The 25896-nt window shown below is 45.6% G+C and carries 28 protein-coding genes; 9 read left to right on the top strand and 19 right to left on the bottom strand.

All coding sequences use genetic code 11. The features are described 5' to 3' along the window. Positions 1 to 4: 4 nt before the first annotated feature. Positions 5 to 982, bottom strand: coding sequence for an SPFH domain-containing protein (locus tag ACSU1N_RS01280; RefSeq protein ID WP_440059823.1), 978 nt, complete (start codon positions 980 to 982; stop codon positions 5 to 7). A 6-nt stretch (positions 983 to 988) separates the two neighbouring features. Continuing rightward, complete coding sequence (locus tag ACSU1N_RS01285) at positions 989 to 1492, bottom strand: hypothetical protein (protein ID WP_440059824.1); 504 nt, start codon at positions 1490 to 1492, stop codon at positions 989 to 991. Between the two features lie 118 nt (positions 1493 to 1610). On the opposite strand from ACSU1N_RS01285, the gene ACSU1N_RS01290 reads away from it, so the two are divergent. Then, entirely contained in the window at positions 1611 to 2168 is a 558-nt protein-coding gene (locus tag ACSU1N_RS01290) for a hypothetical protein (RefSeq protein WP_440059825.1), read from the top strand. Here the strand turns inward: ACSU1N_RS01290 and ACSU1N_RS01295 are convergent. The 7 genes from ACSU1N_RS01295 to ACSU1N_RS01325 all read right to left on the bottom strand — a co-directional run bounded on the left by ACSU1N_RS01295 (position 2128) and on the right by ACSU1N_RS01325 (position 6873). Beyond that, entirely contained in the window at positions 2128 to 2955 is an 828-nt protein-coding gene (locus ACSU1N_RS01295) for an NAD+ synthase (RefSeq protein WP_440059826.1), read from the bottom strand. The two genes, ACSU1N_RS01290 and ACSU1N_RS01295, sit on opposite strands and share 41 nt — an antisense overlap. A 40-nt stretch (positions 2956 to 2995) precedes the next feature. Further along, the gene (locus ACSU1N_RS01300) at positions 2996 to 3664 is read right to left on the bottom strand and encodes a TIGR00296 family protein (RefSeq protein ID WP_440059827.1); all 669 of its coding nucleotides are present in this window, start codon (positions 3662 to 3664) and stop codon (positions 2996 to 2998) included. Continuing rightward, positions 3661 to 4182, bottom strand: a complete 522-nt coding sequence (locus tag ACSU1N_RS01305) for a Mut7-C RNAse domain-containing protein (protein ID WP_440059828.1) — start codon at positions 4180 to 4182, stop codon at positions 3661 to 3663. Before ACSU1N_RS01305 ends, ACSU1N_RS01300 begins: the two co-directional genes overlap by 4 nt. 59 nt (positions 4183 to 4241) lie before the next feature. Beyond that, positions 4242 to 5192, bottom strand: a complete 951-nt coding sequence (locus ACSU1N_RS01310; RefSeq protein WP_440059829.1) for a CBS domain-containing protein — start codon at positions 5190 to 5192, stop codon at positions 4242 to 4244. Positions 5193 to 5241: 49 nt separating this feature from the next. After that, entirely contained in the window at positions 5242 to 5523 is a 282-nt protein-coding gene (locus ACSU1N_RS01315; protein ID WP_440059830.1) for an LSM domain-containing protein, read from the bottom strand. Between the two features lie 65 nt (positions 5524 to 5588). Further along, positions 5589 to 6125, bottom strand: a complete 537-nt coding sequence (locus tag ACSU1N_RS01320; protein ID WP_440059831.1) for a class I SAM-dependent methyltransferase — start codon at positions 6123 to 6125, stop codon at positions 5589 to 5591. After that, a complete protein-coding gene (locus ACSU1N_RS01325; protein ID WP_440059832.1) occupies positions 6106 to 6873 on the bottom strand; it encodes an endonuclease NucS domain-containing protein in 768 nt (255 codons plus the stop codon). The genes ACSU1N_RS01320 and ACSU1N_RS01325 overlap by 20 nt, the downstream gene beginning before the upstream one ends. Before the next feature lie 41 nt (positions 6874 to 6914). On the opposite strand from ACSU1N_RS01325, the gene ACSU1N_RS01330 reads away from it, so the two are divergent. Genes ACSU1N_RS01330 through ACSU1N_RS01345 form a run of 4 tightly spaced genes read left to right on the top strand, consistent with a single transcriptional unit; the run spans position 6915 to position 11644 of the window. Further along, positions 6915 to 7805, top strand: a complete 891-nt coding sequence (locus ACSU1N_RS01330) for an MBL fold metallo-hydrolase (protein WP_440059833.1) — start codon at positions 6915 to 6917, stop codon at positions 7803 to 7805. Beyond that, positions 7787 to 8422: a hypothetical protein gene (locus ACSU1N_RS01335; RefSeq protein WP_440059834.1), complete on the top strand. Its 636-nt coding sequence runs from the start codon at positions 7787 to 7789 to the stop codon at positions 8420 to 8422. Before ACSU1N_RS01330 ends, ACSU1N_RS01335 begins: the two co-directional genes overlap by 19 nt. Continuing rightward, positions 8400 to 10349 (top strand): ribosome rescue protein RqcH, encoded by a 1950-nt coding sequence (gene rqcH / locus ACSU1N_RS01340; RefSeq protein ID WP_440059835.1) that lies wholly within the window; start codon positions 8400 to 8402, stop codon positions 10347 to 10349. Before ACSU1N_RS01335 ends, rqcH begins: the two co-directional genes overlap by 23 nt. Positions 10350 to 10408: 59 nt before the next feature. After that, the gene (locus tag ACSU1N_RS01345; RefSeq protein WP_440059836.1) at positions 10409 to 11644 is read left to right on the top strand and encodes a methionine adenosyltransferase; all 1236 of its coding nucleotides are present in this window, start codon (positions 10409 to 10411) and stop codon (positions 11642 to 11644) included. Here ACSU1N_RS01345 and ACSU1N_RS01350 read toward each other — a convergent pair. The 4 genes from ACSU1N_RS01350 to ACSU1N_RS01365 form a co-directional block, all read right to left on the bottom strand. Continuing rightward, complete coding sequence (locus ACSU1N_RS01350) at positions 11636 to 13663, bottom strand: DUF460 domain-containing protein (protein WP_440059837.1); 2028 nt, start codon at positions 13661 to 13663, stop codon at positions 11636 to 11638. The two genes, ACSU1N_RS01345 and ACSU1N_RS01350, sit on opposite strands and share 9 nt — an antisense overlap. A gap of 456 nt (positions 13664 to 14119) precedes the next feature. Beyond that, the gene (locus tag ACSU1N_RS01355; RefSeq protein ID WP_440059838.1) at positions 14120 to 15007 is read right to left on the bottom strand and encodes an RIO1 family regulatory kinase/ATPase domain-containing protein; all 888 of its coding nucleotides are present in this window, start codon (positions 15005 to 15007) and stop codon (positions 14120 to 14122) included. Further along, positions 14991 to 16133, bottom strand: coding sequence for a pyridoxal-dependent decarboxylase (locus tag ACSU1N_RS01360; RefSeq protein WP_440059839.1), 1143 nt, complete (start codon positions 16131 to 16133; stop codon positions 14991 to 14993). Before ACSU1N_RS01360 ends, ACSU1N_RS01355 begins: the two co-directional genes overlap by 17 nt. Before the next feature lie 29 nt (positions 16134 to 16162). Then, positions 16163 to 17518 carry a RuvB-like helicase gene (locus ACSU1N_RS01365; protein ID WP_440059840.1) on the bottom strand — a complete coding sequence of 452 codons (1356 nt, stop codon included), beginning with the start codon at positions 17516 to 17518 and terminating at the stop codon, positions 16163 to 16165. Between the two features lie 154 nt (positions 17519 to 17672). Between ACSU1N_RS01365 and ACSU1N_RS01370 the strand changes: the two genes are divergently transcribed. Then, complete coding sequence (locus ACSU1N_RS01370; RefSeq protein WP_440059841.1) at positions 17673 to 18143, top strand: hypothetical protein; 471 nt, start codon at positions 17673 to 17675, stop codon at positions 18141 to 18143. Positions 18144 to 18158: 15 nt separating this feature from the next. Here the strand turns inward: ACSU1N_RS01370 and ACSU1N_RS01375 are convergent, their stop codons facing one another. Genes ACSU1N_RS01375 through glmM form a run of 3 tightly spaced genes read right to left on the bottom strand, consistent with a single transcriptional unit; the run spans position 18159 to position 20371 of the window. Then, complete coding sequence (locus ACSU1N_RS01375; RefSeq protein ID WP_440059842.1) at positions 18159 to 18554, bottom strand: DUF2153 domain-containing protein; 396 nt, start codon at positions 18552 to 18554, stop codon at positions 18159 to 18161. A gap of 60 nt (positions 18555 to 18614) precedes the next feature. After that, positions 18615 to 19007, bottom strand: coding sequence for a Trm112 family protein (locus tag ACSU1N_RS01380; protein WP_440059843.1), 393 nt, complete (start codon positions 19005 to 19007; stop codon positions 18615 to 18617). Further along, the gene (glmM, locus tag ACSU1N_RS01385; RefSeq protein WP_440059844.1) at positions 19004 to 20371 is read right to left on the bottom strand and encodes a phosphoglucosamine mutase; all 1368 of its coding nucleotides are present in this window, start codon (positions 20369 to 20371) and stop codon (positions 19004 to 19006) included. Before glmM ends, ACSU1N_RS01380 begins: the two co-directional genes overlap by 4 nt. A 68-nt stretch (positions 20372 to 20439) precedes the next feature. Between glmM and ACSU1N_RS01390 the strand changes: the two genes are divergently transcribed. The 3 genes from ACSU1N_RS01390 to ACSU1N_RS01400 are packed head-to-tail and all read left to right on the top strand — an operon-like array spanning position 20440 to position 22619. Beyond that, positions 20440 to 20754, top strand: a complete 315-nt coding sequence (locus ACSU1N_RS01390; RefSeq protein ID WP_440059845.1) for a hypothetical protein — start codon at positions 20440 to 20442, stop codon at positions 20752 to 20754. Then, positions 20726 to 21481, top strand: a complete 756-nt coding sequence (rnhB, locus tag ACSU1N_RS01395) for a ribonuclease HII (protein WP_440059846.1) — start codon at positions 20726 to 20728, stop codon at positions 21479 to 21481. Before ACSU1N_RS01390 ends, rnhB begins: the two co-directional genes overlap by 29 nt. Continuing rightward, complete coding sequence (locus tag ACSU1N_RS01400) at positions 21459 to 22619, top strand: OBG GTPase family GTP-binding protein (protein WP_440059847.1); 1161 nt, start codon at positions 21459 to 21461, stop codon at positions 22617 to 22619. Before rnhB ends, ACSU1N_RS01400 begins: the two co-directional genes overlap by 23 nt. A 308-nt stretch (positions 22620 to 22927) precedes the next feature. On the opposite strand, the gene ACSU1N_RS01405 is transcribed toward ACSU1N_RS01400, so the two are convergent. The 3 genes from ACSU1N_RS01405 to ACSU1N_RS01415 all read right to left on the bottom strand — a co-directional run bounded on the left by ACSU1N_RS01405 (position 22928) and on the right by ACSU1N_RS01415 (position 25714). Further along, complete coding sequence (locus ACSU1N_RS01405) at positions 22928 to 24079, bottom strand: AAA family ATPase (RefSeq protein ID WP_440059848.1); 1152 nt, start codon at positions 24077 to 24079, stop codon at positions 22928 to 22930. 27 nt (positions 24080 to 24106) lie between these two features. After that, positions 24107 to 24940 (bottom strand): hypothetical protein, encoded by an 834-nt coding sequence (locus tag ACSU1N_RS01410; protein WP_440059849.1) that lies wholly within the window; start codon positions 24938 to 24940, stop codon positions 24107 to 24109. 75 nt (positions 24941 to 25015) lie between these two features. Next, entirely contained in the window at positions 25016 to 25714 is a 699-nt protein-coding gene (locus ACSU1N_RS01415; protein ID WP_440059850.1) for a CdvA-like protein, read from the bottom strand. Positions 25715 to 25896: the final 182 nt, after the last annotated feature.

A 25896-nucleotide genomic window follows, 5' to 3' on the forward strand; every position in this document is an offset into this window, starting at 1 on the left:
GCTACTATTCTCTCTTAAACTCTTCGAGAAGCTCTTTCTTCAACCTCTCGTACTCTTCTTGCGTTATAAGGCCTTCATCCAGCATTTTCTTAAGCTCCCTCAGCTTGTCTATAACAGGCTTCCCCTCTCTAGAAGGCTGTTGCGGGGGTTGCTGGGTGACAGGCTGCATGATACTCGGTAGCGCCACTAGAGCGCCGAGAATGCCTGCTCCAGGTGCTCTGCCCAGGGCCCTCAGGCTCTCGACGGTTCTAATGATCTCTAGAACCTTGTCCTCGTCACCTTTCTGGATAGCTAGTAGTAGCGGGAGCCCGTAGGTAGGGTCTTCTTTCTCCATTTTCTCTAGCTGCGGGAGGGATACGCCGGCGATTTTAATATCTATTAGCTCCAAGCCCCTGCTTCTAAAAGCTTCGTATACGCTACTCGACTTAACCTTTGTCTCGACATCTCTAAGATTCGTATAGATGTCTATAGCAGTGAACTTTGAAACCTCCTGCATAAATAGCTCTGTGAAATACGACCTGAGGAATTCTACTACCGCCTGGGTGGAGAGTGCGGGGGCTGCCCCTGCTATCTGCGTTAGAAATAACGCTGGATCGATAACCCTGAACCAGAAGTCTCCGTACATTTGGAGTTCGGTCATGTAGAGAGTGCGGGGGCCTAGCTTCACACGCGTAGAGAGCCCGAACCTTCCTCTAAACTGCTTTGTGGATACAAAAACTATCCTAGCTTTAAACGGTGTCTCCCCGTAGCCCATAACCAGATTGTAGGCTCTAGTCAATAGAGGGATATTCTGTGTTGTAATAATGTGTCTGCCGGGAGGCAGGATATCGTAGACTTTCCCGTCTCTCATAAAGACGGCTACTTCATACTCGTGGACTACTACAACACTACCCCATCTTATATCCTCGTGTGGGTAGACCCAGAGTATATCGTCCGGCCCCGGGTTAACCCATTCGATTACATTAGTCTGCCTAGTCGACACCTAGCCTCACCCTATTAGCAGAAGGTAGTTCTCCCTCTTATTAACCAGGTCTTCGATTTCGGTAATCTTCGATGATACATACTGGAATAATCCCCTAGCATCTTCTAAGGAAGCTATTTTAACAGACCTATTCTTCACCTCTTCGAGGAACCTGCTAACAGCCTCGCCGAGGGAAAGGTCGAACTCGAGGAGCTTATTCAACTTTGTCTCATCTACTTTCACTATATTGAATAAAGGCTTGTACCCGTGGGGGGCGTGGAGGATTTTCTCGGCTATGCTATCAAGCCTGTATATTACCGAATCCATCACGTTTACATCTATCCCGGTAGCGGACATTGATACGGCTCTCGAATAGGCTTCTCTCAACACATACTCTGCTTCTTTAAGCATACGGTATAACCTTTCTCTAACAACCTTGTCTGTTTCACGGATAAGCTCCTTCTCCTTGTAACCCTTATACCCTGGGAATAGGGCTAAGAGTTTCTCATATAAGGGTAGATCCCGGCTCAAACGATTATACCTCTTTTTCTATTATCAAATCGGGTTAAAATAAATATTCACAACCAGCCTGTAGCGTCTAGTGAAGTTTAATAAGCCCTAGAATAAATATGCCTTAACGGAATAGATAATGGCTCCAACAGATATCCATAGGATAAATGTGAATTCTACTCTCGTAGAAGTCGATGACAAAAGGTTTAATGCCGTACAGTTCTCGATAAAATCCAGCGGCGATTTCATAATTGAGCTCGCTCCCGGCTCTTTTAAATTCAATGGGACCGCCCCGGGTGAACTCAAGGTTGTTGACGAAGGAGACCTTATAACGATAGAATCCATCGAACTACCTTTAGTAACCAGGATTGAGCGGGAGGATTTCATAATAGAAGATAATGTAGTCTACGGCTACTCCAAGCCCCTGATAATGTCTGTAAACGCAGATAAGCACGTATTAGTAAAGCTTAATTATAAATACTCGTTTAAAGCATCTAGTATTACGGTAAAGATCGAAAACGGGAGGATATATTTAAATGCCATACTATCCCCTTTCCTGTCAGCCTGGCTGTATATTGATGAAGGCGTAGTATACATGGAAAGAGAATTCACGGGGATAAACATAGCTGTATCCAGCAGACAGCCGAGGAAAGAAACTATATCTCGGCAAGAGGGTTTTCAACCCAGCTTAGCTTAAGATAGTTCAAACCCTTCCTCTTATGCCTCGAAGACCTATGCATATCCAACACTTTTTCCACGAGGGGGAGCGGGAGACCAGTGGCTTCAGAGGCTTCTCTAACACTCAGCCTCATATCGAATAGGGCGTAGAGTATCCTGTCTACGTCCTCGTACTTCAAACCGATCTCTTCTTCAGCTAGGTGGGACTCCCATAAACCGGGGCTACTAGGCTTCTCGACTATCCTGTCCGGTAGCCCTAGATATCTTGCTAGTGCTCTCAGCTGGGTCTTGTATAGTGATGCTACAGGCTGGAAGTCTACTCCTCCATCACCATATTTAGTGAAGTAACCGATCAGGATCTCGCTTCGATCCCCAGTCCCGATAACAACGCCCCCGAATTTGTTAGCGTAGAGGTATAGTATGTTCATCCTTATCCTCGCCCTTAAATTACCAACCGGTAGCCTATCCCCGGTGCCGATATTAGGTAAAACCATGTAGGCATTTACTATCGGGTCAATAGGGATAACATAATATTTGATACCAAGGGATTCAGCTAGTTCGATAGCATCGATTGTATCAGCAGGCTTGTTTACCCTTGTATCAGGCATTACGAGAGCGAGAACCATCTCTCTCGGGAGAGCCTTAGCCAGTAGTGTAGCAGTAACAGATGAGTCCAGGCCCCCGCTTAAACCTATGACCGCTAGCTTAGCACCTGAGTCTCTCACAAAACTCCTCAACCCTTCAGTAATCTCGCTAACTGTTTTATCCAATGGGAAATCCAAGATGTTTTCCAGGGAGATCCTCAACCGAGACCAGCTCCTTCAATCCTTGCTAGTAGGCCCCCTACTAGTGTTTCAAGCACTGAGACCTGTATTCTTCTTCTAGAGACCTCTCGTATACTTCTCCTCTGGGACTCTTCTCTCTGAAAACCCTTCCTTCGTAAGCATAGATTTTAACAGCCGGGTTTAGCCAGCAGGATGGTTTCAAACCTGCTTTAAGGCATGTCTCGCTGAGGAAGGTCTCTTCATCCCAGCAATACTCTATCGGCACCTCGGGTAGTAGAGTCCCCTGGTAGAACCGCCCGTATTCAACTATTAAACCGTGCCTACCGATCTTCACCAGGTTTACTAGATCCCTCCTGTTATCCGGCTTGAGTTCTACAGGTGTCGAGAGCACGGATACTTCTACAATAATCCTATCAAGCTCCCATTCCTCGACGGGAGGGAACCTTGGATCGTTTACTGCCGCGCTAACCGCGCTCTCTATAATAGACTCAGCTAGGCTATGCACCGGGGCTAGGAAGCCGATGCAACCCCTTAGACTAGTCTTCCCGGTCTCATCTAGTAGTTCTAACGTGGTGAAAGTCATTCCCGGTCTTCTAAAAATGCTTGGCAGGTCTTCGGGTGGAGCTATCCTCCTATTATTCCTAACAATATTCTCAACTGCTTCCCTAGCAAGCCTGACAATTAACCTACCGTCTTCAAGCGATAATTCCGAAGGGTTTACAACGCTCATGTCGATACCCTGACCCTATAGATCCTAATTAGTTCCTCATATTTTTCACGTGCTTTTGCCAGAATCTCTTCGATCTTCCTCCAGTGGGAGCCCACCCAGTAAACATTCCCGCATCTAGAGCACACCCAGAAATCGTTGTATAACTTGTACACTCTCTCGGGGACTTTCCCTTTGACAAGCTCTTTACCCACCTTCATCAGCTCGCCGTTGCATAGAGGGCACCTAGTCTTGTCAAGCTCGACGCTCAGCCTTATGCCTGCTACTACAGCGAGGTAAGCTAGAATAGCTGAGATATCTTCCACGTTTTCAATATAGATGCTCCTCAACCCGTTTTTCAAAGCCCTCCTATGGAGGCCTCTATCCCTGGTCACGATAACTCTGTCTTCCTCCTTTGCTATCCTGAGGATACGCCAATCTTCGAGCCTACGGTCGTATCTCGTATCATAACCTAGTAGCCTAAGCCATCTCGCAACACTACCCAGCATGTTGTCTACGATGAAACGTTGTTCCGTATTCAATATCTATCACTATATGCCTCTGCTTTGAATATGTATAAGGCTACCTGATTTTTATAGCCCTACCTAGGGGTTACTATAGCGTATAGAATATCCCTCTCTGTTACAATACCCTGTAACACGCCTTCCCTATCGACTACTAGAATACTGCTCACGTTGTTATCCACCATTAGCCTAACAGCTTCGCTGACGTCGGCACTAGGTTCTATAGAGATAGGCTTCTCGTTCATCACCTGTTTAACACTGACCGTGTTTATCTCCCTTATATCGCCTGTTGTACAATACTTGAATGCTTCATGAGTCCCGTAGAACCTGATGATATCCATAGCCGTTATAATCCCGACTACAGTATTGTCTTCTACCACGGGGAGACGCCTGAATCCGATACCCACCATCTTAGACATAGCTTCGCTTAGCGTACTATTATGCGGGATCGTTATAACAGGCTTCGACATGATATCAGATACCTTCACGCCCGACTCGTATAGTGACGCTAACACTCTAACAAGGTCGTGTTCTGTAACTACGCCTACAACCCTGTTGCCCTCTCCGACAACAGGTATGTAACCGATACCGTGTAACACCATCTTCAATAAGACTTCTTGAATACTCTCCCTATCATACGCTACTATAACATTCCTCTCATAGATCGATTCAACAGGCTCTCTATTAAGCGCGTTGAACACGTTGTAGTTATACTTGTGCTCGACGATCTTGAATAAACCGCCCCCTCCGAGATAGTTTATTACCTGAGTCGCCAGCAGGATGCCTTCTAGAACACCCCCGCGAGAGACCACTAGCCCCCTGTAGCCTTTCGACATCTCCTCGATAGATTTCATAATAGGTAGAGTAGAAGGTATCTGTACAACCGGCTTACTAGCGATTAGGCTGAGCTCTTTCCTGAATTCGTATATTTTATTTGAGAAATTAGGTGAACCATCGCTCCTAAGCCATCTATAATGGTCTTGAACCCTCCTGTATTTAACCGGTCGAGCCCCTATACTATCCACCACTATATGTTTCTGTTTTCATTTCTAATATGCTTTCTCCCTCTATAACCAGCTAAATCCTAGCCCTTTCTGGAGCGACCTGCCCATAGTTTACGCTTATGAAAACTATGTGGCTACCCCGGATCAAAGCCTTGCCGTAGCGTGCTACAGGCTTCCCGTCGGGCGTAGTTTCCTCGCAATCACTTAAGACCACGTTCATAGTAGGGTCGACTACCTCCAGATTCCCTATAAACTCGTTCCCGTCTTTAACCCTGACGAGGACTACCTGGTTGATCGCTCCTCTCAATATTTTCAGAGGCGAAGGGTTCCTGATACTTCTAGCCTGGTTAGCCAATATACCACCCCATAAATCCTGGTAACGCTCACTAGTATATTCTAAAGAATGGTTTTTAAATTATTTTAGGATTGGTCCGTACTGCTTATAAAAAACCTGTCTACAGCAAACCCTACCTCGGTGAAAAATGGGTCTATTTGTGAAGGAGTTGGGGCCCTAGATTTCCCGTGCTGGGAGATGACTACCTTACGGGAAACCCTCTTCAACTCCGAGAGGCCTAGCGCTTTATCCTCGAGATTATCCCAGACAGTGATAGAGTAGGCTGTATCGAAATAATTGTCTACAACAGGGAGGTGTTCGATATAGGAGACGATAAATAAAATCCTTGGATCCTTCCTTTTAGAAGACGCTATCCTTATCATTCCAGCGCTAGCATCCAGACATACATATATTTTAAAAACATCCAGCTTCTTCTCGAAAACATATTCGAGTAGAAGGCCGGTTCCGCACCCGGCGTCTAATACTCTGCCATTCATATCAAGTAGACTTTTACCCGCTAAGAAATCGTACTTTGCGTATTGTTCCTCCCTATATAAGAGGTCATAGCCTCTCGCTGTCTCATCGTATAGTTCCACCACCGACCTACCCCAGGGGTCTTCCAATCTTCCCGCCCTTCAAATACTCTAGAACCTTCTTAGGATCTACATATCTCCATTCAAGCCCATTCCTCCTCATAAAATCTATCGCAGATGGTGTAAACGATGGTGCTACGAGCAGCCCCCTAGGCTTGACACCCCTCTCGTATTCTATTGATAGAACATACCTGTATAGTTGGATAGCTGATTCGCGCGTCGCAGTACTTCTCTTAACCTCTATCACGACAAGCCTACCAGATACGTCCCGGGCTAGGATATCCACTGTGCCTGCAGAAACTTTTACCTCTCGACCAATAACTTCTAAACCCTTTTCAACCACCTCCGGGTGGTTGAAAATAAAGTCTCTGAGCTCTGATTCGTCGAAATACATTGTGAAAACCCCTTTGTCTACGAGCCGACCCCTTATCAGCAGGGTTACAGAGTTGAACACGAGCTTCAGCACCTCCCTAGGATTATCTCTCACAAACAGCATGCTGAGCCTGCCATCGGGTTCTAACCATGCTTCGAACACATCGGATGAAGGCTGATAGTTTATCGGTTTAAACCCCTGCGATGAGTGCACTAGAACTGCTCCATCGCTTTTAACAAGTAGGATCCTTTCCCCGTTAGATAGCCTAGAATACCCCCTGCCTTCGTACTCTACCTCGAACTCCCCGATTAATATGAATAACTCCTTGTTCCTCCAAGCGTTTAAGACCTCGTTTAAAACCGTCTTTGCATCAGGGTTTTGGAGACTTTTTATCAACCTCTCCAACCATAACACTATTAGTTGAAGACACCGTATAAAGTGGTTTGATGAAGGTTACTCTCATAGGATTCGACAGCATGGGTACCAGGGGCATGGCTACTTTCGTCGAGACACCTGAAGCAACTATTTTCATCGATCCCGGTGTAAGCCTTGCGCCTAGGAGGTTTGGTCTGCCACCCCATCCTTTAGAACTCAGGGCACTAGAGGATGCACTCGGTAGAATACACGACCTTGTGGAGGAAGCCGACTATATTGTTATAAGCCACTACCATAGGGACCATTACCTCTATAGGAAGGGAGAGGAATCCTATTACGAGGGGAAAATAGTCTTCGCAAAAGACTACCAGAGGGATATAAACTACAGTCAGAAGGCTAGGGCCTATAATCTCTTCGTTACGAGGGGGATAGCAGGAAGAGTTGCTAGGCTCGAGTTCGTAGACGGGAGGTCTCTCCAGCTAGGTGACAAACTCGTAGTCGAGTTCTCGCCCCCGATGCCACACGGGCAAGAAGGCTCTAGGCTAGGCTGGGTACTCTACACTGTTGTTAGAACTAGCGAAGGAGTACTATTACACGCGAGCGATGCACAAGGCCCTTCGAGCACTAGAGGCATCGAGTATATTAAGAGGGTTGACCCCGATCTCCTGATTATCAGCGGACCTCCAACGTATCTACCCGACTACCGGTACGGTAAGGGAATCGTAGAGCAAGGAGTAAGAGGGCTGTGCGAGGTTGCGCTAGCTATGCGTGATGATACTACTATAGTAGTAGACCACCATCTCCTAAGGGATTTAGAGTACAATAGCGTTTTCGAGACCGTTAGGAACCGGTTAGCAGAGTCTGGGAAGAAGGTGAGAATTGTAACGGCTGCTGAATACATGGGCTTGGAGATCAATCTACTAGAAGCGAGGAGGAGGGAGCTTTGGAAGGGCCGAGGATAGTCATAGAGCATTTAGAAGAGGGATTGACGCCCTGGTTAATCCTAGAATACAGGCACGCCAGCCTTATAGCAGGTTCTAATAGGATAATCTTTACAAACGTACCAGGCAAGTACCGGAGGCTTCTAGCACAGTATGGGACGGTTATGGAAGAAAGCGTTGTAGAACTTGTTAGGAGAAAGGTTTTCCCACCTGATAAAACCATAATACTAGATCCCAGAGCTGAGAAAGCCCTGGAATACGGTGAGCTCTCTAGCGCTAGCTATGTTGTAGTAGGGGGTATACTAGGCGATCACCCGCCCAGGGGCAGGACATACCAGTATATTACGTCGAAGCTACCGGGTTGCCCTGCTAGGAATATTGGTGATAAACAGTTCAGTATCGATGGGACAGTGTATTACGTAATGTACATGCTTCGAAATAGGGGTGTCCAAGGCCTGGAATTCGTAGATGGAGTCACTATCGAGACCGAGTATGGCTCAGTGTACCTACCATACCGGTACCCTGCCCTCGGAGGGAGGCCTCTACTAGCTCCTGGATTAGAGTATTATCTCAAACACAGGATGCTACCACGGGAGATAGCTGAGGAAATCCTTAATGCCGGGGATAGAGAAAAATAGTATGGATGTTATCGACACATATGCTACTGCGAGAGTGCTGAATGAGAAGCTAAAGGGCTGCTACCTGGATAATTTCTACTCTGCTGGATTCTACTGGGTTATGAAAATAAGATGTAAGGAAGGCTTGTTCAACGTTAAGATCGAGCCCGGGGTAAGATTCCACGTATCGAATCTTGAGCCAGGGGAGAAAAAGGTAGATCCCCTAACGATCTTTATCAGAAGGGGGCTGGGTAATGCGAGGATAACCGGTATCACGCAATTAGGGTGGGAGAGGATAGTTTTAGTAAACCTCTCTCTGAGAGAAGGCAGCTATAATCTAATAGTAGAGCTACTCCCCCGCGGTGTTCTAGTAGTCTCTGACCCGGAAAATAGAATTGTATTTGCGTCGAGAAGAGTAGAGATGAAAGACAGAGCTATTAAAACCGGCCTAGTCTACAAGCCTCCTCCATCCTTGGGTAAAAGCCCGTTCTCAGAAGACCTAGTGGATACGCTATACGGTTTCGATACGTTGATAAAAGGCGTTACAAGAGGCTGGGGTCTACCCGGGTATATTGGCGAGGAGATACTATATAGAGCGGGCTTGTTCGAGAAGAAGTCTAGTAGGCCTTCTGATATAGCTAGAAGCGACCTAAACATTCTCACAGAAAAATACAGAGAGGTGGTTAAAGAAGCTGAGTCGGGTAAATGCCATCTGGTGTATACAGATGAAGAGCGTTTAACACTCTACACACTGTTCAAACCTAGTCTACTAGTAGAGGAATACGGTCTAGCTGTGAAAGAAGCCGATCTTGTTTCCGGTATAGACTTTTTCTTCGGCGAGTATGAGAAAAGGGTTGTCAAAGCGGCTAGAGAAAGAGAGCTCGAGACTAAGAGGAAAGAAATCGAGAAGTCTATAGCTTCAGTATACGAGGCTATCTCTCAATTCGAAGAAAGCAAGAAGGAGTTTGAGAAAATTCTTCAAGCCGTCTACACAAATTATTACCAAGTCGAGGAGGATTTAAAATGTGCGCAGGAAGCCCACGATAAACATGGTTGGAATTCGGTGGTAAAGCTCTGCAGCAATATAGTATCGGTCGATCAGAGCAGGGGTCTAGTACTGGTAAAAGCCGGGGATACAATAATACCATTGGATATCAGATTAGACCTCGCTAGAAACATTATTGAAGTAAAGAAGAAACTGGGTGAGATAGAGAAAAAGCTGGAAACCGCCCTAGAGAAGAAGAAGGACCTAGAAAACCGTTTGAAAGAAGTCGAGAGAGAACTCTCCGAGAAGTTGGCAACGTCTATAAGACCTAGAGAGTGGTATGAGAGATTCCACTGGCTCATAACAAGGAACGGATTCCTCGCTATAGGCGGGAAAGACGCAGACCAGAACGAGCTTATCTATAGGAAGTATATGGCTGACTATGACATATTCTTGCACGCGGATATCCATGGCGCTCCTGTAGTCGTATTGAAGACTTATAGGAAGACTGTTAGCGAAGAAGATATACGGGATGCAGCGTATTTGACAGCATGTTATTCTAAAGCTTGGAAAGCAGGGTTTTCATTTGTCGACGTATACTGGGTTAGAGGCGAACAGGTGTCTAAGACTCCCCCGAGCGGAGAATACCTTCCAAAAGGCTCTTTCATGATATACGGTAAGAGGAATTACTTAACCATACCTCTAGAACTAGCTATTGGTATAGAAAAAGTGGTCGATCATGTCTACGGCGAGTACTGGAGAACTATAGTCGGCCCCGAGGAACTCGTCGAGAAGAAAGCAGTATCATACGCTGTAATCAAACCATCGAACAAGCCTGTTGAAGAAATCGCCCGAGAAATATACGATAGGATTGTTAAAGGCGATGTTAGAGCTTTTGTCTCATTGAGGGAAATCCAGTCGAGAATCCCCGGCCCATCCGCAGTCGTTAGATTTAGATCGTAGGAATTTTTAAAAGACTCCCACCTAATACCGTTAATTAACCTGGGCTCTCGGTGATTAAAGTGGCGAAGAAAAATATAGTAGTAGAAACACTAAGGTTCCAAAGCGTTCGAGATATGAAGGTTGAACTAGTCGAGAGGAAGGGGTTGGGACACCCGGACTATATAGCTGATTCTGCTAGCGAAGCAGCTTCTAGAGCCTTGAGCAAATACTATCTCAAGGAATTCGGGACAATACTACACCACAACCTGGATAAAACACTCCTTGTAGGGGGACAGGCTAACCCCAGGTTCGGAGGAGGCGAGGTTATAGAACCCATATACATTATTGTCGCAGGCAGGGCTACTACAGAGGTTAGGACTGAAGACGGTATTGTTAAAATACCTTATGGTAGCCTAATTGTAAAAGCTGTCCGGGACTGGATTAGGGAAAATATACGATACCTTGACCCGGATTCCCACGTAGTAGTCGATTACATGGTTAGGAAGGGTAGCGCCGACCTTGTAACAATTTTCGAAGAAGGCAGGAAAGGCGTTCCTTTAGCAAATGATACGAGTATAGGCGTCGGATTCTACCCGTTAACACCGCTGGAGAAACTGGTTTTCGAAACAGAGAGGCTGCTTAATTCTAGCGACTACAAGAAGAAGATGCCTGCTGTAGGAGAAGATATAAAGGTTATGGGTTTAAGGAAGGAGAGGGATATAAGGCTTACGATCGCTGTAGCCTTCGTCGATAGACACGTCAGGGATATTGGCGAGTACATGAGTTATAAAGAGCAAATAGTAAACGACATTCTAGACCTCGCATCCAAGATAATGCCGGACTATAGGGTAGAAGTAAACGTTAATACAGCGGATATGCCGGAGAAAGGCTCTGTATACCTAACTGTGACAGGTACGAGTGCTGAACACGGAGACGATGGTGCTACCGGGAGAGGTAATAGGGCTAACGGCCTGATCACTCCAATGAGGCCTATCAGCTTAGAGGCTACAGCGGGCAAGAACCCGGTTAACCATGTCGGCAAGATATATAACGTCCTAGCTATGCTACTAGCCAGGAAGATCTATGAAACGGCGAGCGAATACGCTAAAGACGTCTACGTCGAGATCCTAAGTCAGATCGGGAAACCGATAAACAACCCGCAGGTATTAAGCGTTAAGATGATCCCTGTTAACAAATCCCTAGACGAGCCCCCATCACACATAGTAAGCGAGATAGAAGCCCTTGTGGAGAACGAGCTAGAGAATATTACAAGAATCACAAACCTTGTTCTAGAAGGGAAAGTAAGCCTATATTAGCCTGTTGAATTCTTTCACCCCGAGTTTTTTCATTCTCTCAGCCTGGTATTCCTCAATCAATTTTACAATCCTACTGTACTCGTCTTCCTCCAGCTCCTTCTCCCACTCGGTTCTCAATTCCATTCCTTTATCCAGTATGCTTTTCTCGACTACGACGAAATCATCAAATCTCAGTATTGGCGTGTATTCTATTATAGGCATCTTACCTGCTTTCCCAACCACTTTCCCAGCTACTACGATAATCTTCTTAGACCTCATGAACTCTACAATCCTGCTGTCAGAAGGGTTTACCTCGTCTACAAATACGTACCTGATATCGGAACCTGCGGATACTAGTTCCTCGAATTTCCTGAGACGTGGTATTACTACGAGTTTCCCAGCGTAGAGATCCCTAATAACACCTAGCAACCTGGCGATTTCAGACTGTAACTCCTCTATCTTCTTATCCCTGTCTTCAACGCTCTTCCTAAGACTCTCGATTTCTGTTTCTAATAGATAAATCCTTCTCTCATACTCCTCCACCCTACTGGCAAACTTGCTTGTCTTAAGCTCTAGTTCGAGGTTCTTGATCAATTCGTCCCTCCTCGTTATCTCCTGTTCGAGAAGCCTTATCTTAGCCTCGAGTTCTATAATTCTCTGCTTAAGCTCTCTACCTGTTTCAGCATGCTCCCCAGGTTTCATTTCAACGTGTTTTCTCGAACCTTCACCGATGCCGATCTCTCTAATCCTCTTATCTATAAAGCTCTCTACGACTTCAGCTACCGGCCTACCTTTCAAGACTTCTCTGATAATATAGGGCATGTTCTCTTTTACTCCAACGTATTTAGCATACTTTTTCACTTCAGCTATCTTATCCTGGATAGTATTCAGGGCTTTCCAGGCGGATGCTACAGCATCTTTCACGTGGGAGTCTTTCAATATTAAATCCTTGTTTCTCTCAACCACTCTCTCTAGAATCTTCTGTTTCTCATCTGAATCTAGGTCTCTCGGAGGAGCTATCACCGGCACACCTAACTGGCTAGCGATCTTCTCGACGAGATCCGGTATGTTACTTACATCGGTGCTGATAGCGATCGGAGAACCATATTGTGTCACAATGCTTATGATAGTAGACCTATCGGCGTCTTTCTGCGAGAATGCGTAGAGCACCCTACCATCTATATCGATGACTGCTACGCCCGTTGTCATGCCTGGGTCTATCCCTACTATAACAGGCCTATTAGACCTGGTAGCCTGTTCGCTGAATAGAGTAGGCTCGGGTACTGGTTTAATAACTACTCTAACACCCTTGGTCTTAATAGGCTTTATAAGGCCGTAGAGCTCTTCTCTCGGCGCGTAAACTATGAACAGGCTCCTTTCTAAGCCCCCTTCGCTCTTCCTAACATAGAGGTCGTAGTCTATATTATGCTCGTCTAGCACCTTCCTAATCTCCTTGGTAACATGAAGTATACCTGCTCTCACACTCCTCAGGAACCTGTTTAAGCTCATCCCACCACGGCTAATACTCCTACCTCTGGTAATAATGATCTTTGTCTTCGGGAAGCTTTTACCGATCTTAAGCCCTATGCCCCTGCTAGCAGCCAGGGCTATGATATAGGCTGATTTCAACGGGTCAAGCTTCCCTGAATACGTTGGGTCGATGGACCTAGCAATTTCCTCGAGGCTCTTAAACCCTGTTGCATCAGCCGTTACCTGGACGAGCTCGGCCGAGTCTGGCAGTAGCTCCAGTAGTTTAGCAAGCCCCTTTTTATCAGGGACTAGCTCGAAAACATTGTCTACAGCTATCACCGCTTTCCCGCACTCCCATACTATCCTAATAATCCTCCCAAGCGATGCCTCACGAATCTCCTGTAGAATATCGCCATCCTTCAAGACTACAACAGCATACCTAGCACTAGCCCCGCCGGGCGAATAACCGGGTAGAATATCGACGCCTATAATGCACAAATCCCTACTATCCCCTATACCGTTAACACCCCTCCTAAACAGGCTGCTACCACAAGCCCCGGAGCGTTTCAAACATCCTACATTAGTCTAAATTGCATAACCTTAATTAAAATCTGATGCTTAAACCCTGCATCAAGCAGGTAAAGCTATAACAAGTTGTAAACGGCATTCGAATGAGGGTCCCGTAGCTATCTATATCTTTAGCCCTACACTGTAGGAGTATGGAATGAGAGCCATACGACGTCACTCAAGTTTTCTAGTCGCTTTTAGGACTTAACAGCTTTCACTAAAAACGTTTGTTTACATACTGGTCTGGAGCGTAGGTGTCTCGAGCTGGTGAGTTTGTAAGCTGTAGGTAAGGGACTGAGCCCCTAGACCCCTTTCTACCAACGAGCCCTGACCCCTAGATCCATAGGGTTGTCCATCTAGCAGCAGGTGTCAAGCCGTAGCGAGAGACCGTAAAATAGTAGTGACCTACCTATTGAAATAATTAAAAACAATAAAAAGCCACAGTTAATGACGAACGCTTCAGGTTCCCGTAACGTATTTCAACGCTTTCTCGAAATCTGTTTGCACGCCGTAGACTTTCTCGAAGAATCTCAGAACGTATTTTATATCCCTTTCCAATAGGCTCTGCGCATTCGGCTCATCTCTATACACGTACTGGGGCCAGTCTATAACATAGGGTATGCCGTTGCGTGAGACGATGATATTGTACTCGCTTAAATCCCCGTGCACAATACCCGAGGCTGTGTAAGCAATCCTTAGGGTCTCGAGTATCCTCCACAGTACCTCCTCAGGATTACTTAGCTCCGGCCTCTCGTATAGCATTTCTCCTTCTATGTACTGTATCACGGTTGCATGCCTATTGTATCCATAAGGTTTTGGAACATAAGCTTTCAGAGCGTAGAGTTCGGCGAGAGCCTTATACTCTCGCTCAGCCGCTACCCTGGATTGGTCATACCATGAAGCATGAGAGGATAGAGTCCAAGACCTCGTGATCTTAGTCCTCCTAAAACTAGTCCTGCCTATCCTCAGAAATTTCACGACAACCACCTCATTTCCTGGTGCCAGTGCTTGGAAAAGGTCGCTCTCCTTACCCACCCCGATCTTGTCTCCTATTGCTGTAATAATATTCCTATCTACAAGGCTCTTCAAGGCGAGCATATCCAGAGAGAGATAGGTTAGCCTATAGGCTCTAGACGACCCTATTATACGTGCTTTTAGTAGCTTGAGCCTGTGGAGTTTCGAGAGGATTAGAGAGAGCTTTTCTTCATAAATCCTAGTCTCTCTCAGAAGAGATTCAACCGGTACGAACTCGAATCTCCTGGAGAGCCTCTCTAACGCTCTCAAGACTATGAAATCTTCCTCGCTGAGAGACTTGTAGATTAAACCTATGTTAACCAATTTTAACACCACTGATCTCTCTAAGCGACGAGACCAGTTTGTCAACAAGCCTCTCGCTGAAATGAGGCATTACTACAACCCTTACACCGTTTACACTAGGCGCTTTATATAGATAAAGTCTTCTCTCCGCTAGCCTCGCCAGGATGTACTCGGGTGGTAAAAGCCTGTGCTTGAACGCTAGTATCGTAGTAGCAGGCTTTAAAGCCTCGAACCCCTCTATACTGTTTACACGCTCATATATCATAGTAGCGAGGTTGAACGCCCATAAAGCCTTCTCCCTGAAATAATCGAGCCCCAGGGATTTAAATACAGCCCATATACCAGCGAGGCTGCCACCGTTCCTCGTTCCCAGCAAGCCGCAGTTCCTGCCGGAGAGAGTATACGGGTTGTCGAAACAGCTTGCCTCCATAAGCTCTCTGCTAGAGAAAAGTATTATGCCAGCTGGCGCAGGAACACTACCGAACTTGTGGAAATCTACAGCAAGGCTTGAAACACCCTTGTAGAAATAGGTATTTTCGGCTATCAGACCCTTCTCATAGAGGAAGGGTATTATCAAACCCCCGTAAGCTGCGTCGACGTGGAGGAAGACATTGTATTCGTCAGCTATCCTACCAACCTCTCTGATAGGGTCTACTAGTCCTAGCTCCGTAGTACCAGCTGTAATAACTATTGCGAAGGGATCGTACTTCTTAACGTAATCCTCCACCCTCCCGGGATCGACAGGCCTGGCACGAGTCTCTATTTTAAGTAGGCGGCATCCTAGTATGATGCAGGCTTTGTCTACAGATACGTGTACCGTATCAGGCGCTATAACGTAGTTGCTTCTACCGCCCCTAAGCGTTCTCGCAGTATAGAGGGCGATGATATTTGATTCTGTAGCCCCCGCGGTCACATACCCTACGCCTGATCCATAAAGTCTCTTCATGTACTCTAGGACTTCTACCTCCATCTCTTTAAGGGGTGGGAACAATTCTATGTCGGCTAGGTTCGTATGCGAGAATAGTGTGAAAGCGTAGAGTGCTATCGGGAGGGGCTGTGTAGTCATAGACCCTAGTATGCTCTCGCCGTGCCTAGGGGTATTATTGTAGAGGCGGTTAAGTACTCTAAGAACTGGCACGATACTACTATAATCCAATAAACCACCTTGCCTAATAGAATAAGATGTTATTTGAGGAATTTCGATTCATACTCTTTCAAATATTTCACGCTAGCTGAAAGGTCTATAAACAGCCTTCTAGCCTTCCTCACATCTTCTACAGTAACCTCTTCTCTATTATTCTCTCCCGCGATAATCCTAGCTGGTTCAAGCAATTGGACAGCATACCTCAGGCTCGTCTCCGAGGCTAATCTTACAAGTTCTTCGAGAGCCTCATTTGTGAGCTTGATCTCTTCTTCTTCAGCCCTGATCTTTATGATCTCCTTTATCTCATCCGGGGAATAAGGTTTCGTAGGGATTATCAACAGTCTATCAAGCAGGTCTAATGGCATCCCGTGCGGTGATTCTATATCCGTCCCTCTTATTCTAGCAATACCCCTGTTAGTAGCCAGGATTATGAGGGGGGAGAACTCGCTCTCCATAGCCCTCGTCAAGAAGCTGAATGCTTCAATATCCAGCATATGGGCGTCATCTATGAATAGAACTCCCGGCACGATCTCGCCTTTACCGCTCTCAATCCACTTCTTCACAGTCTCATCTACCTCCCTCCTAACCTCCGGCGGGATCTCTCTTTCGAATCCGAAACCGAAGAAGCTTATCAACGCTCTCTGGCTGGCTACGTAAGTGTCCAGTTCGTGGAGAGTGAGTGTTCTAACTATCTCTTTCTCTTTTTTAACAGGGCCCTTCGGGATTTCAACAAGCCTCTTAGTCTCTATATCGTATGTTTTAGCCTCCGCGAAATCCTTTGCTTTACCCTCCCTGAACACTCTCCCTGTCTCCGCATCAATCCATATTACGTCTCCTTTCCTAATACCTAATTCGATGATTTGCTCAGTGACATCCTCGCTCACCGTCAACGGGACCTCTTCGTCCTTAGTGGCTAGGACTATCCTAGCCTCTTTAGGCACAGCTAGGTATGGCGCCATCGGGTGTCTCACTCTTCTAATCTTGATATCTTTGACAACGCCTTCGTAAACAAGCCTCTTCTCCCTCAGCCTCACGCCTAGGGCTCTCCTTAGAGCCTCCATAAGGATTTCAGTCTTCTTTTTCTCGCTACTGTATATCTCGCTACCGCTCATAATAACAAATGGCGTGTCCTCGCCTAATTCTCTAGCTATCGCTATAGCTATAGCAGTCTTACCTGTTCCAGGAGGCCCTACTAATAGTATACCGCGGCCACTCATTCTCCCCGATTTAACGATTTGAACCACTATACCAGCAGCTTCTCTTGCTTCAACCTGCCCAACCAGCCCGTCTGCTACAGGTAGAGCCCTCCCTTTCTCGTCTAAGCCGAGACCCCTGATATGACTATGGGTGCTTATCCTAGCCTTCTTCCTAATAGCTTCAACTCTTATTTCAACCATAAGCAGCACCCTGGAGGCCATGCCTAGGGTATCTTATAAATATAAGTCTTTTATTAATCGTTCACGGGTTTTCCCGTGCGAAGTCTAATTAAATATTATTCTTGTGTAATATGTTTAAATAGCTGTAATTCCACGTTTATAACAGGGTGTAACCTTGTCCAAGACGCCTCAACAACCACAGACTACTAAGAGTAAGGAATTGAAGATTGTGACAAGGCATGTTGTTACACTCAGCGATGTTGAGAAAAACCCGCGCCTCATAAAGCTTTTGTATATTATTTCGTCTTTCAAGGACATTAGCGAGAAAGCCCTCCTCTATCTATTGTATTATATGCATCAAAACGGCTATGGCATGGGATACAACTTTATTGTAATAGGGCAGGTTCCATCTAGTAAGGATGTCTCAAGCGATCTGACAGTGCTTAAATATCTTGGATTAGTCGAGGTAAACGAAAGGAAAAAGCTCTCTATAAGCTCTCTCGGGAGGGAGTTCCTAGCGAAACACGTTGAAACAACCCTTAAGAACGAGAAAGAAACAATAGATAAACTCGTCAACGAGCTGAGGGTTAAGATCGCCCCGGTAGACGCTGAGGTTGAGATCCGGGTTAAGAAAAGGCCTGGCTGAGAGATGGATCTAGAATTATATCTGCGGCTGTATCCTCTTATGCTCTTTTTCGCCTTTCTCCCAGAACAGGAGCGGGTTTAGTTTCCCCTCGGTTGAGAGCTTCTTCAAGTACTCGCTGTATTTACTCGTATGCTCAATATCCAGATCTATTAAACCATAGAATATTGGCCTGAGCTTCTCCCATAACTCAACAAGCATCTCTCTAGGCATATGAGCCGTTATAGCCGGGTCTTTAAGCCACTGATCGAACGCCTCAATAGTCCTCATCATATGCTGGAAAGCCATCCTCGATAAGAGTATCAAGGCTAGTCTATCAGCCTCTTTATAATCCGACTCAGCTTTCTTAAAACTCTCTTTAACCTCTATCTGCCTCTTAACCCACGATTCCAGGTTTGAGAAGAGATCCGCCATCTAATTTCACTCCACAACCTTAATGGTGTAAATACGTAGACACCTTTATAAGCCCTAGCATCACCTCTTCGACAAACTAAAGGGTTTTCCTTCATAGACTATTTTCTCAGGCAGCCTATCCTTATACGCTTCTAGGAATCTAATATCGGATTCAGGCTTCCTCCTTTTATCCGGGAGTAGGTATACTATTCCGTTTTTAATAGGATACCACCTCCCGCAGTTAGGGCAGTATAACACGCCTGTCTTAATACCTATCCTGAGGCATTTCTCGCATGGATATTTCTCTCCTTTAATAATAGGCTTCCCTAGGAAAGCACAATAGTTCTTGCAGACAGGGAATTCCAAGCCTGTTGTATCTACGTCTTGCTCTTCTTGCTCAAGCACTATAAACTGAAGAGGGTAGTGTTTACACTCAACACATCTTATGAAATCTAAACCCCAGTGTCTCATCATTCTCCCACTTCTTTAACAAGGTTTTCCACTATGCCTAAGAGTTCTCTAGCCTTCTCTTCTGAAACCGCTTCGATCATGACTCTCAACAACGGTTCTGTACCGCTAGGCCTGACAAGCATCCAGTAATCGCGGCCGACTACTTTAACGCCATCAACTGTTATCAACCTCTCACTCCTGAACATTTCCTTTACTCTCTCAACTACTTTTACCGCTTTCCCTCTATCCATAGCAAATTTTGTTTTAAGCAAATACCACCTAGGGAGGCTCTCGTAGAGCTCGCTTGGTTTAACCTTTAGACGAGCCAGCATTTCAAGGAAAAGGGCCATCGTCATACCGCCATCTCTTACATACTGGTGCGGAGGGTACATGAACCCGCCGTTCTCCTCGAACCCGCATAGTGCATCAGCGTGCTTTTTCATCTCGTGAGCTATATCGACGCTTCCAACCTTCAGCCATACAACTTCGATACCGTGCTTTTTCAAGACTTCTTCGACAAGCATACTACTCGAGACAGCTGTGAATACCTTTACTCCTTTCTCGCCCCTATCCTTTTTCAGGTACTCGGCTAATAATACCGCTGTTCTATCACCCCACTGGACGACACCTTTCTCATCTATAACAATAACCCTGTCTGCATCAGCATCGTGTGCGAAACCGGCTATAGCACCATAGGTTTTAACAATCTTGCTTGTTTCGGAGAGGGTTTCAGGCGTTGGCTCAGGGTGTCTGCCAGGGAAGAACGGGTCGAGGGAGCCGTTTACAACTATAGCTCTAACATTAAGCCTCCGGGCTATCTCAGGCGATGTAAGAGCTCCAACGCTATTGGCAGGGTCTACTACTATCCTGAAACCTGCTTTCGCTATAGCTTCCGTATCAACCCTGCCGACGATCCCTCTAACATATATGTCATTACAGGTCCTGAAGTCTTCGACATTGCTTACTAGACTCCTCCAGCTGGCGGATCTAAACTTTCCTGTCGAAAAGATTTCTTCGATAGTATTCTCCTGCTCCCTAGTTATCTCAACCCCGTCTCCACCTATTACCTTAATCCCATTGTATTCGGGAGGGTTATGGCTAGCCGTAATCATCACTCCTCCATCGAAGCCTTCTTCCTTTATACAATATTGGAGAGCTGGCGTAGGCGTGAACCCTGCGTCGTATACCTTGACGCCGGCTGAGAGCAGTCCTCCGATTATAATACTCTTTACCATATCGCCCCCGGCACGTGAGTCCCTGCCTACTAGGATACGGGCCCCTTCGCCGAAGAAGCTCCCAATAGCTTCAGCCATTCTCAGTATAAACTCCGGAGTCAAATCCTTGTTGACAACCCCTCTGATACCGTCTGTACCGAAGAATCTCCCCATTGACACCTCCTCTAGTCTTTATAAAAACCCGGGTGGGTAATAATTATTTAATTAGAGTCGAAGGAAATTTGGAAATGTACGTTATAATCCTTGTATCAGGAAACTGTGAAAGACTGGATGAAATCGTCTATGACGGGAAAGATGATATAGTAGTCTTTTACACTCCTAAAAACGAGTCGTATATTAGGGGGATTGCTAGGAAATACGCTGGCAGGTTCACGTTCGTTAAAGTAGGAAGGGCTGATGAAGAAAACTTCCTAAAACTCTACGTTAAATACCCGCCTATGAAAGTCTATAACTGCGACTGCTCCAACTATTTCGGGAAATATATTGAATTATTGAAATCCGCGACTATTGAGATGGTGGATTACTGCATTGGCTAGCAGACCCCGTCACTTTGAAAAAATCGTTGCCGGGCTAGACGAAGCTGGGAGAGGGCCCCTACTAGGAGATATGGTGGTCGCAGGAGTATTCATCCCATCCGAGTATATTAAGGAGATCCAGCTCGCTGGAGCCGCCGATAGCAAACAGCTTACCCCATCTAAGAGGTTGAAGGTTAGGAGCGAGATTTCCCAGAGCGTGCCTCTGATATCTATAGCCGTCTATCTCAGCCCGTGGGAAATAGACCGCACGAATTTGAATAAGGCAACTCTTAGAGCAATGATGGATATAATCGCCACGTATAGTAGTCTATTCTGGAACCGTGAAGAGGTAGAGATATACGTTGACGAAGTAGCCGGAGTAAGTAGAGAACTTAAAGCGTTCTGCAAGAGGGTTTTCGGAGAAAAGCTTAAGGCAATAGTGGTCGAAGCAGATGCTGACGCTAAATACCCTGCTGTTTCCCTCGCGAGCATCATTGCTAAGACCTTTAGAGACGAGAGCATAGAGCCTGGCAGGATTGTTTACGGAGACTATGGCTCTGGCTATTCAACTGATCCTAGGACAATCGAATGGGTGAGGAAAAACTATTACAGTAGTAAGCCCCCTATAGTAAGGTCTAAGTGGAAGAATCTTAAGCACCTAGCACCTAAATGGTATATAGGATCTCGCTCAAATCTCTTAGACTATTTTAAGAAGGATGCTGAGCATGGTAACGAATCTCCCGGCTGAGGCTAAAGCTAAATGGATTAAGGTAATGGAAGCTAGGACTATTGAGGAAAAAATTAAAGCGCTCGAAGAATTCTTATCCGCCGTCCCCAAGCACAAGGGTACAGAGAATCTCAGGGAGTGGGCTACTAAGAGACTAGCCGAGCTGAGGGAAGAGCTTGAAGAAAGGAAGAAGAAGAGTGCTAGGAAAGGGGTTAGCTTCTTCGTCGAGAAAGAAGGTGCTGCACAAGTAGTGCTCATAGGCCTACCTAATTCAGGTAAGAGCCTTATAGTCCACAAGTTGACAGGAGCTAAGACAAGGGTTTCAGAAGCCCCTTTCACAACTACATTCCCACAGGTTGGAATGCTTAAATTCGAGGATGTATACTTCCAGCTCATAGATACTCCCCCGATAGTCCCCGGGGGAGGCCCGTTTAACGGCAGGGTCATAGGATTATGCAGGAACGCAGACCTCGTAATGATAGTGCTAGATGCTACCAGGGATATCGTATCAGACTACCAGGCTTTGAAGAAAGAGCTTGAATCAGCTGGAATACTCCTCTCTAAACCCTCTGGGAGAGTTGAGATCGAGAGGTTTAAAACAGGTAGTGGCGGTATAAGGGTCACTATGCTAGGTGAGCTAGTTGGGGCTACCGTGGACGATGTACGCAAGCTATTGTCTTCATACAATATATACAACGCCCACGTACGGATCATAGGCAGAGTAACACTAGACGATGTAGAGTACGCGATATTCGGGAACGTACAGTACAAGCCGTCTATTATACTAGTCAATAAGATCGATATCGGCGACCCCGGGCAAGTAAGCAGGTTAAGGAGGATAGCAGGGGACGCTAGGATTATAAGCGTATCTGCATTAACAGGTGAAGGATTAGATAGTATTGGTAACGCTATATTCGGAGAACTAGAGATTGTAAGAGTGTATACTAAGTCCCCTACTGGGAGGGTGTCGGATAAACCCCTTGTTCTTAAAAAAGGCTCGACGATACTTGATGTCGCCAAGAGGATCCACAAGGATTTCGTCGAGAAATTCGGTTACGCACGCATATGGGGTCCTTCAGCGAAATATCCAGGAGAGAGGGTTGGTTTAGACCATATCGTTATGGATAGGGATATAGTCGAGATCCATCTAAAGGAATGAACATACGTTATCCTATTCCACAGGGAAAGTTATTGCGATAATAATTCTTCACGGATTATTAGATTATACCCTGAGAAGGTTATTCAATAACATCTCCATATTATTATGGTTAACCTAGCCAGAGTCCCTACCATACTCCGAAAACATTTACCGGACAAGGCGGCACATGTTTGAAAACCAGTGAGTGTTATGAAGAACGTGGATCTCATCGGCTCGGATACCCCTGAGCCTATCACGGCTCAAGAGGCATGACTATCCTCATTGCCTCATCTAATTATGATTTGTTTAAATCATATTATAGCTGGCTACTACAATGCGCCATGCTGATCTTGCCAGATCTTGTAAGCCTCGATCATCTTAGGGGATATACTTGGCTTCCTTTTGTTTATTACTTGTATGAAATCATCCATTCTAATCTTCCTTTCTACTGAATTATCCTTACCATCACCTTTCTCGTTTAATTCCTCGGCTATATTATTCTGTACTTCTTTAACTATCGAAGCAATATCAGCCGAGCTATAGCCCTCGGTCATTTCAGCCAGCTTGTCGAAGTCTATATCCTCAAGCTTATAGACTACGGCCAGTTTATCGATATAGTATTTGAACAATGCCTTCCTTACCTCTCTATCGGGCGGAGGCACATATATCCTTTTTTCAAATCTTCTTATGAAACCTATATCGAGCTTCCAAGGCTTGTTCGTCGCTCCTATAACGAATACCGGAAGCCTGCTATTCTCTTTCTCTTTCAACCCATCCATCTCCATTAGGAACTGGTTTCTCATCCTCTTCTCGCCTCCGACCTCGTCGCTGAACTCTTGGAATAATCCGTCTACTTCATCGATAAATATTATAACCGGAGTACCGCCCGATGCTATCTCCCTTGCTTTATTAAATACTTTCGCAACATTCTTCTCGGCTTCGCCAAGCCATTTACTCATAATCGTAGCTGGGCTAACATTGATCAGGGCTGCGTTAATCTCGTTTGCTAACGCGATAGAAATCTCTGTTTTACCACACCCTGGGGGGCCAAATAACAGTATGCCCTTAGGCCATCCTAAAGGATACAAGTGGGGTGTTTTAACAGGGTATATTACAGCTCTCTTAAGCGCTTTCTTAACATCTTCCAAATCCACTAGGTCGTCGAATTTCTTCTTGTTACTCCTCTTATCAGGCATTAAAACCTCTACTTCGTCTGCTGAGCGATCCCCTGGGCCTGAAGCAGGGAGGCTGGATTTCTCCATGTATTTCTCGAGGATCTCGACTCTAAGCTTATATTTAGCAATTAAATCCTTGTAGAAGTCTGCTAGAGAATTATCCGGGTACAGGGACAGGTACTTGGAGAATAAGTCTATCGCAGCCTTATAGTATTTCACAGCTTTCTCGTACTCCCCCTTCTTATCTAGTTCTACAGCTAGTTTAGCGTACTCTGTCCCTTTTTCAACAAGGTAGTGCATCGCCATAGGTGTCCCCTGCGGGAAAAATATTATCTAGTACCGTTTGATCTTGATAACGCCCTTATCCTCGAGGCTTTTCAGGGCTTCGTAAACTTTCTCTTTACTTACCTTGTACCTGGAGACAAACGACTGGACATCTAGTATCCCACCCTTGCTCCTGATTTCTTCGAGCAGCCATTGGGCTATTACATTAATAGGCACATCTAATTTCTCCAATGATGCTATCCTAACCGCCTGTGCATTTTTAGAGTAGTCATCCTTCCCCTTTTTAGACACCAGCTCATCCTGGGGAGGCAGAGGAGGCAGCGATATTTGAATACTCGGTTTTATTTCATCCTTGTTTTCGCCAGATGTTTTCCTGAAAGAGCCGACAGTCATAGCAAGGGGTTCTAAGTTTGAAACCGCCATAATACTCGCTACCTTCCTCTCTACTTCGTTGAACATTGCTGTGAGCTCTGGAACATACCTCTCGAGTTCAGGCCTAAGGTCTTGTAGCTCTCTTATAACCTCAGGCATTAGCTTCATAGGCTCTTCGACAAGGGTCAGGGTTTCAAGCCTATACCTCACCCTTAGCAGATCGTAGCTTATTTTCTCGAATATGCCTATGAGGTTTGAGATATGTTTCATCTCCTCGTCGAATATCACCTGGATATCCGATCGCCCTTCTTGAGCAGCGAACCTAGATCTTTTGGTGTGTTCTTCTACAGCTAGCTTGAGGCTTTTCTTAGACGATTCGATACTATTTATCATCTTATCTAGTATAACAATAGCATCGTAGAGATTCTTTATAGTAGGGTCCTTAGGCTTAAGCTTCCAGAATAGTCTAGACCAAATACTCCCGCTCCGTAAAGTACTTGACAGCGACAAGCTTCACACCCAGCCGGATGCAACATGGTTTGAGAAAGGTTTTTAAAAAAACGATAGAGTCTTATCCTGATATTACTAGCCTTCTACTACTATGACAGATAGAGGTTGGTTAGCAGGCTGGGCTGCAGGCTGGGCCTGGCTGGGTGCTACTATTTTCGGCGCTAATTCTACAGGCTGGGCTTCCAATGCCTCAATCTTATCAAGGTGTTTCTTAACGCTCTCTTTCTCGGTCTCGCAACTATCTAAGTGCTTCCTGATCTGTTCTACAGCAGCTTTATATGCTTTCTCAGGTATTTCACCAGAGAGGTAGCTGATTTTCACACTAGTCATAGCTTTTTCTAACTCAACGATCATATCCTCTAATTCATGCATCCTCTTCCTCAAAAGATCCTTGACGTTCTTAGTATCCTCTTTGACCTTCGCTAGTTCTTCCTCTAGACTCTTCTTGAACGTGTCGTAGGCGTGTTTGGGTAGATCCTTCCTAGCATTAAGCTCTTCAAGAGCGGCCATCCTCTTCTTCAGCCTTAGTATCCTGTTCTCTAATTGTAAAGCCTGGTACTCCCACTCAGGGAGTAGCACAACCTCCCCGTTTTCGAACCTGAACCTGGCTATGTCAATTTGTTTGAATTCTACATCGCCCAGGTTTACCTCTAGGGATCTAACTCTACCATCGGAATCGCTGTAGAAACCTATGATAAACCCTAGCCTCCTACCATAGGGATCGCTTACAGGTTTACCAAGATACTCATCTATATGGTCGACTACAATATCCATACTTACCCCTCAGCTAACCGATTATCCTAATGGGATCCGTTATAAACAGTGAGACTAAGCTAGTTGTAGAATAATACAGGAAGCGTCAGAAGCCTGGTGCCTGACATCTCTTTTATTCCACGCTTTTAACCTTCATCACCAAGATCAGTTAAGAGCCCTCCCCTTTAAAACGCTTACTCAGC

This window comes from Thermogladius sp. 4427co (assembly GCF_051933805.1).
GTDB lineage: Archaea > Thermoproteota > Thermoprotei_A > Sulfolobales > Desulfurococcaceae > Thermogladius.